The organism is Pseudonocardia sp. NPDC049635 (assembly GCF_040659795.1).
GTDB lineage: Bacteria > Actinomycetota > Actinomycetes > Mycobacteriales > Pseudonocardiaceae > Pseudonocardia.
In genome coordinates this window covers 106,900-119,898 of record NZ_JBFAON010000016.1, presented here as the reverse complement: position 1 = coordinate 119,898, position 12,999 = coordinate 106,900, and the positions used below count along the sequence as shown (strand labels likewise).

General features: G+C 74.4%; 9 protein-coding genes. 5 read left to right on the top strand and 4 right to left on the bottom strand.

Annotated elements, in window-relative coordinates:
* Positions 1-53: 53 nt before the first annotated feature.
* Positions 54-1,271: a UDP-galactopyranose mutase gene (glf, locus tag AB0J24_RS19460; RefSeq protein ID WP_358683217.1), complete on the top strand. Its 1,218-nt coding sequence runs from the start codon at positions 54-56 to the stop codon at positions 1,269-1,271.
* A gap of 18 nt (positions 1,272-1,289) precedes the next feature.
* Here glf and AB0J24_RS19455 read toward each other — a convergent pair whose 3' ends face one another.
* On the bottom strand, positions 1,290-2,090 hold the full coding sequence (locus tag AB0J24_RS19455; protein ID WP_358683215.1) for an IclR family transcriptional regulator: 801 nt from the start codon (positions 2,088-2,090) through the stop codon (positions 1,290-1,292).
* Positions 2,091-2,267: 177 nt separating this feature from the next.
* Here AB0J24_RS19455 and AB0J24_RS19450 point away from each other — a divergent pair, with 177 nt between their 5' ends.
* Both AB0J24_RS19450 and AB0J24_RS19445 read left to right on the top strand, forming a co-directional pair.
* The gene (locus tag AB0J24_RS19450; RefSeq protein ID WP_358683213.1) at positions 2,268-3,380 is read left to right on the top strand and encodes a mandelate racemase/muconate lactonizing enzyme family protein; all 1,113 of its coding nucleotides are present in this window, start codon (positions 2,268-2,270) and stop codon (positions 3,378-3,380) included.
* Positions 3,377-4,738: an iron-containing alcohol dehydrogenase gene (locus tag AB0J24_RS19445; protein WP_358683211.1), complete on the top strand. Its 1,362-nt coding sequence runs from the start codon at positions 3,377-3,379 to the stop codon at positions 4,736-4,738. The genes AB0J24_RS19450 and AB0J24_RS19445 overlap by 4 nt, the downstream gene beginning before the upstream one ends.
* 204 nt (positions 4,739-4,942) lie before the next feature.
* Here the strand turns inward: AB0J24_RS19445 and AB0J24_RS19440 are convergent, their stop codons facing one another.
* Together AB0J24_RS19440 and AB0J24_RS19435 are read right to left on the bottom strand one after the other, a co-directional pair.
* Positions 4,943-5,350 carry a DUF86 domain-containing protein gene (locus AB0J24_RS19440; RefSeq protein WP_358683209.1) on the bottom strand — a complete coding sequence of 136 codons (408 nt, stop codon included), beginning with the start codon at positions 5,348-5,350 and terminating at the stop codon, positions 4,943-4,945.
* Positions 5,340-5,750 (bottom strand): nucleotidyltransferase domain-containing protein, encoded by a 411-nt coding sequence (locus tag AB0J24_RS19435; protein ID WP_358683207.1) that lies wholly within the window; start codon positions 5,748-5,750, stop codon positions 5,340-5,342. The genes AB0J24_RS19440 and AB0J24_RS19435 overlap by 11 nt, the downstream gene beginning before the upstream one ends.
* A 254-nt stretch (positions 5,751-6,004) precedes the next feature.
* On the opposite strand from AB0J24_RS19435, the gene AB0J24_RS19430 reads away from it, so the two are divergent.
* Positions 6,005-7,993: a glycosyltransferase gene (locus AB0J24_RS19430; protein WP_358683205.1), complete on the top strand. Its 1,989-nt coding sequence runs from the start codon at positions 6,005-6,007 to the stop codon at positions 7,991-7,993.
* Entirely contained in the window at positions 7,990-11,070 is a 3,081-nt protein-coding gene (locus AB0J24_RS19425) for an arabinosyltransferase domain-containing protein (RefSeq protein WP_358683203.1), read from the top strand. The genes AB0J24_RS19430 and AB0J24_RS19425 overlap by 4 nt, the downstream gene beginning before the upstream one ends.
* A gap of 85 nt (positions 11,071-11,155) precedes the next feature.
* On the opposite strand, the gene AB0J24_RS19420 is transcribed toward AB0J24_RS19425, so the two are convergent.
* Entirely contained in the window at positions 11,156-12,967 is a 1,812-nt protein-coding gene (locus AB0J24_RS19420) for a glycosyltransferase (RefSeq protein ID WP_358683201.1), read from the bottom strand.
* Between the last annotated feature and the right edge of the window lie 32 nt (positions 12,968-12,999).

Sequence of the window (12,999 nt, the reverse complement as noted above, 5' to 3'; positions counted from 1 at the left end):
GGTACCGAAGCCACTCGGTGCCCTCGATCACGGCTGCCCTACCCTCGTCGGTCGTGAGCTTCAGTCGCGATCTCGCCGGACATGACCTCGCCCGTTACGACCTGATCGTCGTCGGGTCCGGGTTCTTCGGACTGACCGTGGCCGAGCGGGTGGCCCACGGTCTCGGGAAGCGCGTGCTGGTGCTGGAGCGCCGCAACCACATCGGCGGCAACGCCTACTCCGAGCCGGAGCCGGAGACCGGGATCGAGATCCACCGCTACGGGGCGCACCTGTTCCACACGTCCAACGAGCGGGTGTGGGAGTACGTGAACCGGTTCACGTCCTTCACGAACTACCAGCACCGGGTGTTCGCCCGGGTCGGCGAGCAGGTGTACGCCTTCCCGATGAACCTCGCGCTGATCAACCAGTTCTTCGGGCGGGCGCACAGCCCGGACCAGGCGCGGGAGCTGATCGCCGAGCAGTCCTCCGAGGTGGAGACGGGGGCGGCGACGAACCTGGAGGAGAAGGCGATCTCGCTGGTCGGCCGACCGCTCTACGAGGCGTTCGTCAAGGGCTACACGACCAAGCAGTGGCAGACCGACCCGAAGGACCTGGACGCGTCGATCATCACCCGGTTGCCGGTCCGCTACACCTACGACAACCGCTACTTCAACGACACCCACGAGGGACTGCCGGTCGACGGCTACACCGCGTGGCTGGAGCGGATGGCCGACCACGAGAACATCGACGTCGTGCTGGAGACCGACTTCTTCGAGGTCCGTGACCGGCTCCCGGCCGACGTGCCGATCGTCTACACCGGCCCGCTGGACCGCTACTTCGACCACGCCGAGGGCGAGCTCGGCTGGCGCACTCTCGACTTCGAGATGTCGGTCGAGCCGACCGGCGACTTCCAGGGCACCTCGGTGATCAACTACAACGACGCCGACGTCCCCTACACCCGCATCCTCGAGTTCCGCCACATGCACCCGGAGCGGGACTACCCGAAGGACAAGACGGTCATCGTGCGCGAGTACTCGCGCGCCGCCGAGGCGGGTGACGAGCCGTACTACCCGGTCAACACCCCGGACAACCGGGCGAAGCTGGAACGCTACCGGGAGCTCGCCCGCAAGGAGACCGCCAACCGGAAGGTGCTGTTCGGCGGGCGCCTGGGGACCTACAAGTACCTCGACATGCACATGGCCATCGGGTCGGCCCTGACGATGTACGAGAACCGTCTGGTCCCGCACCTCACCGAGGGCAGGCCGCTGTCCGGGACCGACGCCGAGGACTGACCGGGCGCCGGGCGCGGGTCACCGGGCGGGTGGTGGGGCCGTGGGAGCCCAGCCCAGCTCCACGGACACCGCGCGGGCCGCGGCGGCCGTCGTCCGGCCGAGTTCGGCGAGCCGGTCGCCGATCCGCTCGCTCGGTCCGATCACGTTGATCGCCGCGACCACCCGGCCGCGGAAGTCCCGGACCGGTGCGGACACCCCGGACACACCGGGCTCGAACTCCTCGCGTACCTCGGCCCAGCCGCGATCGGCGGCCAGCCGGATCGCCTGCCAGAGTTGCGGCACGGTCCGTGCGGTCGCCCCCGGGTGGTCGGGCACCAGGTCGTCGACCGCGCCGAACCGCACGTACAGCTCGTCCGGCGTGGCGTCGGCGAGCAGCACCCGGCCGGCCGACGTGCACGCCAGCGGGGCCCGGCGCCCCTCCCAGCCCGGGGTGCGGAACGAGTGCCCGGACACCGTGCGGACGGTCAGCAGCGCGTCGTCGTGCAGGACGCACAGGTGCACGGTCTGCTCGGTCGCGACCGCGAGCCGGCGCAGCACCGGCTCCGCGACGCCGGTGAGCCCGCCGTCGGTACCCCGTGCGACCAGTGAGAACAACCGCCGGCCGAGCCGGTAGACGAGGCTGTCGGCGTCCCGCTCGACCAGACCGGCGTCGGCGAGCGCCCGCAGCGCCCGTGACACCTGGCTCTTCTCCCGCCCGGTCAGCCGCGCCACCTGGGCGACGCCCAGGCCACCGGTGCGGTGCGCCTGCGGCGAGGCCAGCGCCTCCAGCAGGTCGATGTCCCGGGCCAGCCCGTGCCCGGTGTGCGGCGCCCGCGTCACCCCTCCGACAGTAGCCGGACGTGCGGGGTTGCCGGGAGCGCAACGACTGTTGCGATGCCCGCCGCCGGGTGGTCGGACGTCCGACGGACCCCTAGCGTCGGCGCCGACCGGCCCGGGGCGCGGGCCCCCCGATCGCGCCCCGGGCCGGCATCCGCCGCCGTCGCCGACCGGGAACCCATGAAGATCACCGACATCACCCTGGACCACCTCCGGCTGCCGCTGGAGCCGCCGCTGCACGCCGCCTGGGACCCGGTCCCGCGCCGGGTCTTCGACGCCACGATCGTGCGGGTGCACACCGACGACGGCATCGTCGGCGTCGGATCCGGCGACACGATGGACGGCTTCGACGCCTTCCGGGACCTGTTCGTCGGCACCGATCCGCTGGCGATCGCCCGGCACGTCCGCGCCATCGAGACCTGCACCTTCCACGGCGGCAACTACTGGCCGCTGGAGGCGGCCCTCTGGGACGTCGTCGGGAAGGCCGCCGGGCTCCCGGTGGCGACGCTGTTCGGCGGCACCCACGACCGGGTGCCCGCCTACGCCTCGTTCTGCGTGCCGCGACCGGCCTCGGAGCGGGTCGAGGTCGCCCACCGGGTCGCGGAGGAGGGCTTCCGTGCGGTCAAGATCCGGATCGACCGGGACCGGGTCGACGAGGGCGTCGCGACCGTCGCCGCGGTCCGGGCCGCGCTCGGCGACGATTTTACGATCATGGTCGACCTCAACCAGTCCTGGCGGATGGCGGGGGACACCGCCCCCGCGACCGACCTGGCAGGCACCCGCAGGCTGGTGCGCAGGCTCGCCGATCTCGACGTCTTCTGGGTGGAGGAGCCGCTGCCCTACGCCGACGCCGACGGGTTCCGCACGCTGCGCGCCGAGAACCCCGGGCTGCGGATCGCCGCCGGGGAGATGGCGCACTCGGTGCCGCAGATCCTGGACTGGATCCACCACGACGTCCTCGACGTCTACCAGATGGACGTCGTCCTCTCGGTCGGGATGAGCCGGGCCCGCACCCTCGCCGAGCTGGCGATGCTGCGGCACCGCGGCTTCACCCCGCACAGCTGGACGAACGGCATCGGGGTGCTGGCGAACCTGCACGTCGCCGCCGGTGTCGGTGGTGGGCCGTGGTTCGAGTTCCCGTACGACCCGCCGGACTGGACGCCGGCCCGTCGCGACTTCCCACTGGCCGGCGGCCCGGTCGTCGGTGGTGACGGCACGATCGCCGTGCCGTCGGCCCCCGGGTTGGGTGTCGAGCTCGACGAGGACGCGGTGGCGCGGTGGCGGATCGGATGAGCACGCGACCCGGTTTCTCGATCGCGCCGTCCTGCGCGCTGGAGTTCGGTCCCGGATCGGTGTCCCGGCTGCCCGCGCTGGTCGACGGGCTGGGCGCGGAGTCCGCGTTCGTCGTCACCGACGCGGGGCTGCGCGGCACCGGCATCGTCGACCGGGTGCTCGGCGGGCTGACCGCCGGCGGCCTGCGCACCGCGGTGTTCGACGGCATCGGGCCGAACCCGTCCACGACGGCCGTCGAGGCCGGCGCCGCCGCGCTGCGCGAGTTCGGGCCGTGCGTCGTGATCGGGCTCGGCGGCGGCTCGGTGCTCGACGCGGCCAAGGGCATCGCGCTGCTCGCCACGCACCCGGCCGCGCGCGCCACCGACCCGCTCTGGGACTCGGCCGTCGACGGGCTGCCGCTGGTCGCCGTCCCGACCACCGCGGGGACCGGTGCCGAGACCAACGGGTTCGGCGTCGTCGAGGACACCTGCGCCCGGCGCAAGATCTACCTCGGCCACCCGTCGGTCCGGCCGCGGGTCGCGGTGCTCGACCCGGAGCTGACGCTGGGGCTGCCCGCGGCGATCACCGCGGCCACCGGGTTCGACGCGCTCGTGCACGGCGTCGAGTCGCTCGCCTCGCGTGGGGCGAACCCGGTGTCCGACGCCGCCGCGGCGCAGGCCGTGGCGCTGGTCGGGCGGTGGCTGCCGGTCGCCGTGGAGGACGGCGGCGACCTGGAGGCCCGGTCCCAGCTGCTGCTCGGCGCGCACCTGGCCGGTCAGGCACTGACGGTGTCCGGGCTGGGACTGGTGCACGGCATCGCGCACGCCGTCACCGCGCACCTCGGCACCCCGCACGGGGTGGCGCTGGCCGCGGTGAGCGAGCAGGTCATGCGCTACAGCGCCGACGTGGCAGCGGGACCGTACGAGCGGGTGCGGCTGGCCCTGGGTGGTGGTGCGGGGCCCGCGGACCCCGGTCGCCCGGGCACAGGGCCCGGGCGACCGGGTGGTTCGGGCCCCGGGCCCACCGGGTCCGCCCGGCCCGGCGACCCGGCAGCGGCTCCGGCTGGGGATCAGGCCCCGGCTCTGCCACCGGCTCTACCCCCGGCCCCGGCTCCGCCACCGGCTCCGGCTCTGCCACCGGCTCCGGCTCCGGCTCCGGAGACGGCTGCGGTTGCGGTTGCGGCGCCGGCTTCGGCGATCGACAGCGTCACCGCGCTGGCCTGCGGCATCGGCCTCCGCCGCCCGCTGCGCGAGCTGGGTGCCACCCGTGACCTGCTTCCCGTACTGGCTGCCGCCGCGGTGGCCGACCCGGTCACCGCCAACGCCCCCCGCCGCCCGACCGAGGCCGACGTCCGCGACATCCTCGCCGCAGCCTGGTGAGCGGACCGGCGCACCCGCGCCGACCCTCCGGCAACGGGCTGGCCCCGGCACCCACGGGGCCTGCCCGTCGCGGCGTCCCGCGTGCCGTGCGAACCGACGGTCCACGGCAGGTCACCTGATCACGGTCGAGCGACCCGCGACGGGCGTCGTGCTGCTCGGCAGCGGGGCTCGGACCCTCGTCCCCTTCCACGAGGGCCGCCCGAGCTACAGCCACCTCGCGACCGCGCCGACGAACCGCTCCAGGTCCGACGGGTCCGCGAGCCTCGCCAGCACGATCCGGTCGTCGACGTCCACATAGTCGTGTACGAGCACGTTCCGGAAGCCGACGGCCCGGCCCACCGCGTCGGCCAGGTCCATCGGAAGGACCCCGTGCCGGCCGAGGAGCCGGACCGCGTCCGCGTTGGTGGCCGGTGGACCCCAGCCCTGCGCGGAACACACGTGCTGGGCGACGTCCACACATCCCTCGATGGCGGTCACGAACAGGTATTTGATCCCGCGCATCCACAGCGGATCGGCGCGCCGCTGCGGGCTCGCACCGGACTCGGCCCGGAGCACGGACAGGTCGTCGCTGATCGACCGCAGGAGCCGGGCGACCCGGACCTCATCGACCATCCCGGCTCCTCATCGCGTCCAGGAACTCCCGGTGCGCGCGGGTGATCCGGGGCAGCTCGTCGGAGTAGATCTTGCGGGTGGTCGCGACCCACCGCACCCGGGCCGGTGGGTCGTCGTCGAACAGCAGTCGGCCGTGCAGGGCGACCCGCCCGGCGAGTTCCAGCGGGGCGTCGTTCAGCACCAGGAGGTCGACCCCGGCGGGCAGGTCCACCTCGAACGGCGCCGGCGGGTCCGCGGCCCACCACGCCGCCACGTCCAGATCGGAGCCGGGCCGCGGGGACCCGCCGGGCGCCCGGCTGCCGTGCACCAGCGCGAACCGCGCACCGGCCGACCGCAACGCCGCGACGGCGGCATCCCGGGTCTCCTGCTCGGTGCCGGACACGAGGCCAGTCTTCACCATGCCGGGGATCGTCCGCAGCACGTCGATCGTGGGGGCCCGGACCCGGCTCCCCGGCCGACCCGGCGAAACGGACGTACCACCGCCGGTTGCGCGGCGCGCCCGCCCGCCTCCCGGCACGCCCGCGACCCGCGGCTACGCTCGGGCGACCCCGCCGGGCCGAGCGACGCGGCCGCCCGCGGGAACGACCGGAACCAGCCGACCCCGAGGCAGTTTCTGCGATGACCACCGCCCCCACGGATCGACGAGGCCCACAGGTGTCCGAGACCGCGCAGTCCCCGACGACCGGCGAGACGCTGCTGCAGCGGGTGATCATGCCCCGCCCGGCGGACCCGCTCGCGGTGCGCGCGCTGTACCTCGACGAACGCCCCGGCACGACGCTGGCCCCGGTCGAACCGCTGCGGGGCGAGAAGGACCGCCCCCTGTCGCTGACCGTCTCCACCGTCGCCGGGCGTCGTACCCGGGTGCACGGCCGCACCGGCGCGACCGTCCCGGCGGGCACCGAGGTGTCCTTCGGCTCCTACTTCAACGCCTTCGCCGCCGGGTACTGGCGGGCCTGGTCCACGCTGACCACGATCCAGCTACGCCTGGACCTGGAGGGCGCCGGCCGGGTCGACGTGTACCGCACCAAGGCCGACGGCTCACAGATCTTCGTCACCGGTGAGCTCGTGCAGGGTCGCAGGCAGGTGAACCTGGAGCTGGACCTGCGGCCGTTCGAGGACGGCGGCTGGTACTGGTTCGACCTGTCGGCCGATCAGAACGACACCGACGGCCGGCTGACCCTGCACGGCGGTGGCTGGCACGCCCCGCACGACGCGCCCGGCCGGGCCGCCGTCGTCGTCGGGATGCCGACCTTCAACCGGCCCGCGGACTGCGTCGCCACCCTGACCGCGCTCGGATCGGACCCGCAGGTGCTCGACACTGTCACCGCGGTGATCCTGCCCGACCAGGGCACCCGCAAGGTCCGCGACGAGGTCGGCTACGAGCAGGCCGCCGCGCTGCTCGGGGACCGCCTGCGGATCATCGACCAGCCCAACCTCGGCGGCTCCGGCGGGTACGCCCGGATCATGTACGAGGTGCTGCACGGCACCGGACCGCACGCCGGTGGCATCGACTGCGAGCAGATCCTCTACATGGACGACGACATCCTGCTGGAGCCCGACTCGGTGCTCCGCGCGGTCGCGTTCTCCCGGTTCGCCCGCTCACCGATGCTCGTCGGCGGGCAGATGCTGTCCCTGCAGGCGCGGTCGCAGCTGTCCACGATGGGCGAGGTCGTCGACCGCAACCAGTTCATGTGGCGGCCCGCGCCGCGGACCGAGTCGCACCACGACCTGGCCGAGCGGACCCTGCGCCGGTCGCCGTGGCTGCACCGCCGGGTCGACGTCGACTACAACGCCTGGTGGATGTGCCTGATCCCGCGCCGGGTCGCCGAGGAGCTGGGCCTGCCGCTGCCGTTGTTCATCAAGTGGGACGACGCCGAGTACGGCCTGCGGGCCCGGGCCGCCGGCTACCGGACGGCGACCGTCCCCGGCATCGCGATCTGGCACATGTCGTTCATCGAGAAGGACGACTCGTCGGACTGGCAGGCGTACTTCCACTACCGCAACCGGCTGGTCGCCGCCGCGCTGCGCGGCCCGGACGACCCCCGTGCGCTGCTACGGGAGACGTTCAAGCGCACCCTGCGGCACCTGATGCTGATGGAGTACTCGGCGGTGGCGCTGCAGCTCAAGGCGTACACCGACTTCCTGGCCGGGCCCGAGGCGCTGTTCCCGAAGCTCCCGGTCGTGCTCGACGAGATCCGCGAGCTGCGGGCCCGCTACGACGACGGCCGCCCGCTCGACTCCGCCACCGAGGTCCCGCTCGCCGAACTCGACGCGCTCGGCGCCCAGCTGTTCCCGGAGCCGCCGGGCGGCCGGGCGAAGGCCGCCCTCGGCCTGGCCCGAGGTGTGTTGCGCAACCTGCGCACCCCGGACCCGGCGCTGCGCGAACGCCCGCAGCGCAACGTCCCGTGGGCGAACGCCCAGTGGTTCGTCCTGGCCGGACTGGACTCGGCGACGGTGTCCACACCGGACGGGCGCGGCGTGACCTTCCGGCGTCGTGACCCGCTGCTGTTCAAGCAGATGGTCGCCGAGTCGCTGCGACTGCACCGCGCGGTCGCGGCCGACTGGGCGGTTCTGCGCGGGCGCTACCGGGCCGCGGAGCCGACGCTGACCGGCCGGGACGGCTGGAAGCGCATCTTCGAGTGAGCTCGGCCGACCGCTCGCGGCGCGGCCTGGTCCTTCTCCTGCTCGGCGGGTTGACCTGCCTGCTCGGGCTGGCCGCGGCGCTCGCCCCGGTCGACGCCGACGACCCGGTGGTCAGCTGGCCCCGGGCCGGCGAACCGCCGACGTCGACCGTGCTCCCGCTCTCGCCGTACCGCCCGCTGCAGCTCACCGCCACGATCCCGTGCGCGGCCACCGGGGCGACCCCCGACGGGGACGTGCTCCGGACGATGCCCGCCGCCGTCGAGGACCCGGTTCTCGCGCCCGGGCTGTCGGCGACCGTCACCGGCGGGACCCTGACGATCCGCTCCGGTGACGAGGTGCTGCACACCGGCCCGGCCGGCGGGGACTGCACCTGGACGGTGACCGCGGACGCCGGGGGCACCGTGCTGGAGCGCGACGGGGAGACCGTCGCCGACCGGCCGGACCTCGCCCCGCCGCAGGTCGCGGAGCTGTCCACGACCGTCACCGGCCCGGCGGCCGACGGGCTCGGGGTGCAGCTGCACACCGACGCACGCTACGAGTCGTCGCCGGCCCCGCTGAAGGTCGGCCTGCTCGTCGCGCACCTGGTCGCGCTGGCCGCGACCCTGGCGGTCGCCGTCCGCAGCTGGACCGGGACCCGGCGGATCCTCGCGGTCCGCCCGCGCCCCGGCATCGCCGACGCCGTCGTGGTCGTCGTGACCCTGGCCTGGGCGGTGCTCGGCCCGGTCAACATCGACGACTCCTGGTACGCGCTGATGGCCCGCCAGGGCGCGGAGACCGGAGCCATCGGCAACGCGATCTACCAGTTCAACGTCACCGAGGCGCCGTTCACCACCGGCCAGTACCTGATGCAGTTCTGGGGGAGCCTCGCCGGCTGGGGCCTGCTGCCGATGCGGGCGGTCCCGGTGCTGCTCGGGCTGGGCACCTGGGTCCTGCTGCGGCTGACGATGGTGGCGCTCGCCGACCGGGTCGGTGCGCGGCCCGGGGTGGTCGCCGCCCTCGCCGTCGCCCACCTGGCCTGGTTCCTGCCCTACGGGATCACGCTGCGTCCGGAGCCGGTCGGGACGCTCGCCGCGGCCGGGGTCCTGTTCGGGGTCGCCGCCGCGTTGCGCACCGGCGCGGTCGGGCTGCTCGCCCCCGCGACCGCGGTCGCCGTGCTCGGGGTGACCGCCGCGCCCGCCGCGCTGGTGGCCGCGGCACCGCTGCTGCTCGCGCTGCCGCTGGTGTGGTGGCACCTCGTGCACGCCGGGTGGGCCACCCGGCTCGCGACGGTCGCCGTCGCGTTCGCCGCGGCCAGCGTCGTCGTCCCGCTCGGGCTGGCCGACGCCACCCTCGCCGACGTGCGCGAGTCGATCGCCGTGCACCGCTGGTACTACCTGCAGTACCCGTGGTGGCAGGAGATCGTGCACTACGCGAACCTGCTCGGCCCGGACGACCAGGGCACCTGGGGCCGGCGGCTGCCGGTGCTGCTGACGCTCGCCGTCGTCGCGCTGGGGGCGACCCGGCTGGTCACCCGGCGCGGCACCGGCGGCCCGCTCGGGCGCGCGTTCGGGTTCGCGCTCGCGGCGACCGCGCTCGGCCTGGTCGCCGTCGCACTGAGCCCGACCAAGTGGGTCAACCACTTCGGCGCCGTGGCCGCCCCCGCCACCCTGCTGCTCGCGATCGCGCTGGCCCGCGGCCCCCTGCCGCGGCGGGCGCCGGGCCGGCTGGTCGCGATCGGAACGGCGGCGCTCGGCCTGGTCGCCGCCGTCATCTACGCCGGTCCGAACCTCTGGCGGCCGTTCGGGGACTGGGGGCAGCCCTTCGGCAACCACTCGGTCGTCGACGCGCCGATCCACCAGCAGGTCCTCGCGCCGCACCTCGGCCCGTTGTACCTGCGCAGCCCGCTGCTGTGGTTGCTGGTCGCGGTGGCCGCGCTGTGGTGGGCGCACCGGCGCAGGCGCGCCGGACGGGCGTCCGGGCCCGGGCCGGACGGCATGGTGCTGCGCACCGCCGCCGCCGGTGGGGTGGCGCTGATGCTGCTCGTGTTCACGCTCGCACCGGTGCAGCAGGCGCCCGGAGCGTCGGTGGCGTCGATGAACCTGGCGTCGCTGGGAGGCGAGCCGTGCGGTCTGGCCGACGCCGTCGCCGTGCTGACGCCCGACGACGGACCCCCGCTGCAGGCCGACGGCCCGGCCGAACGGTTCGGCGCGATGATCGAGGGCGTGCCACCGGGCCGCCCGGCCCCGCCCGGCCCGGTCTGGTTCGCCGAGGACGCCGGTGAGCTGCGCACCGGCTGGTTCGAGGTCCCGCCGGGTGCGTCGCACCTGCTCGTCCCGGTGACCGGGGAGGGGGCGTCGGTGACCGTCGAGCTCGCCGCCGGCCCCACCGGCTCCGGCGGTTCCGACAGCGCCGAGGGCCCCGCTGGGCTCGAAGGTCCCGACAGTTCCGCCGGCCTCGCCGGCTCCGGGAATCCCGCCGGCCCCGCCGGCCCCGCGGGCTCCGGGAATCCCGCCGGTGCCGTCACCACGGTCACGCCGGAGCTGCCCGGTTCGGAGCAGGAGGACTGGTACGACGTGCAGGTCGACCTCACCGAGGAGGCCGTACCGGTGACCCGGGCCCGGCTGGTCGTGCAGAGCCCGTCGGGGACCCTGTCCGGCGTCGGCACCCCGGTGCCCGCCCGCGAGCGCCCGGCGTCCGAGGTCGTCCGCGGCGAACCGGTCTTCGCCGACCAGGTCTCGGCGCTGCTGTGGCCCTGCCAGGACCAGATCGTCGTGCGGCACGGGATCGCACAGACCCCGCAGTGGCGGCTGCGGGTCGGCGACGGCCTGGAGGGCGCGACCGAGGACAACGCGTTCTTCGTGCCCAACGGCGGCGTGCTCGCCGGGATCGGGCGGACCGCGACCTTCGACGAGCTGCCCTCCCGGCTGGATCCGCCGCCCGGCCGGGCCGCGTTCGACTGGGGGCACGTCGAGCGGGTGGTGTACGACCACCCGACCGGTGGCTACGACCTGACCGTCGGGACCGAACGGCGGTGGGGCTGGGAGCGCCTGCCGAGCCTGGCGAACAAGGAGTACACCGGCCGGGACTTCCTCGGCTGACGGTCCGCGGCCATGATCACTGTGGTGGTGCGTACGGCCGCGCGGATCGCGGCCCTACGCACCACCACGGTGATCAACGCGACCCTCAGGCCTCGCCGTACAGCCGTGCCCACGTCTCCCGGGCGGTGAGCCGCGGCTCGGCGGCCTTCCAGGCACGGGCCGCGTCCGGGCCCTCGGTGTAGAGCCGCCGCACGGTCCGCACACCCCGGGTGGCCAGCTCGCGGAGCCGCTCGCGGTCGCGGGTCCGGATCCGTACGCCGGTCTCGGCCATGTCGGTCACGATCGCCCGCTCGAACAACGCCACGTGCCACCAGTGAGCCTCACCGGCCGGCACCATCCCGCTCCGGAACGGCACCCGCCCGGACGCCTGCAGCACGGCCCGCTTGAGCCAGGTCATGATCATCTTCGACGGCTTCCCACCGGCCAGGTGCACCACGGCCTCGCGCGGGTCCAACCCGGCCTCGGCGATCGGCACGGCCGTCGTCTCGGGGTAGGCGGCGCGGATCCGGCGGATCGTGGCGGCGGCGGCCACGGAACCGTCGTCGAGGATCTGCGGGCCCTCCAGGAAGTCGTCCACCGCGGTCAGCAGGGTCGCCGCCAGCCCGTACTGCATCGCCACCAGGTACTGGGCGAGCAGCTCGACCACGGTCGCGGCGACCGTGCGCCGGTCGAAGCCGGTGCGCAGGGCCGCGGTGATCAGGCCGTTGCGCTGGTTGAAGTAGCGGTGCCACTCGTCCCAGTCCTTCCAGCCGAAGTCGGCGTGCCACACGCCGGCGCCGGGCAGGGAGACCGTGGGGAAGCCGTGCTCGCGGGCGCGGTAGCCGAACTCGACGTCGTCCCACTGGAAGAACAGCGGCAGCGGGTAGCCGATGGCGCGGACCACCGGCGCCGGGATCAGGCAGGACCACCAGCCGCTGTACTCGGTGTCGACCCGGCGTTCCTGCACGACCGGGAGCAACCGCTCGTCGCGGCCGAGCAGGAAACCCTCCTCCAGCGCGCCGGGCACCGGCCTGCCGACGCGGAGCTTCTCCGGCTCGGCGTACTCGGCGGTGATGTGCACGTGCGCCGGGTGCAGCAGGTTCAGCATCTGCCCGCCGACGATCGTGGGTGTGCTGGTGCAGGCGGCGAACCCGGTCAGCCGCACCACGATCTCGGGATCGAGCAGCACGTCGTCGTCCATCAGGAGGACGTCGTGGTCGTCGGCCGGGTCCCCGGCGGTCGCCTCGTACAGGCCGCGGCTGAACCCGCCGGCACCGCCCAGGTTCGGCTGGCGCTGGTACACGAGGCGTTCGCCGAACGCCGCGGTGACCCCGGCGAAACCGTCCCGCGACTCCAGCGGGTCGCTGCCCTGGTCGACCACCCGGACCAGCGCGACCCTGGCCAGCGCGACCGGGTCGTCGAGCAGTGCCTGCAGGGTGTCGAGACAGTCCTCGACCCGGTTGTAGGTGCAGATCGTGATCGAGGTCGGGCGGGGTGGGCGGGGCACCTGCACGGTCCACTCCACACCGGACACGGTCAGCTCACCGGTGTCGGTGCCGAACTCGAGCCAGAGCCCACCGCCGTCGACGAACCGGTCGATCGCACCGGTCAGCTCGACCTGCCGGGGGCCGTCGACGTCGGCGTAGGCGACGGCCCGGCCGACCTTGTTGGTGTCCGAGGCCATCAGCCACACCCGGCCGCGGCCCGCCGCGCGCAGCGACACCTGCACCTGCGGGACCGCCGTCCAGCGCTGCCAGTAGGTGGCGTGCAGCCTGCCCCAGTAGGTGTTGGTGGTGACGAGGGTGGCCGGCGCCAGCTCGATCCGGTCCCGCTCGCGGCGGGCCGCCCCGCGCAGCACCTCCGCGTACAGGTCCTCCGGTACCAGCGGGGTCGGGCCGGTGAACGGGCCTCGTTGCACCACGAGCCTGCCGGGCCGCGGATCACCCCCCT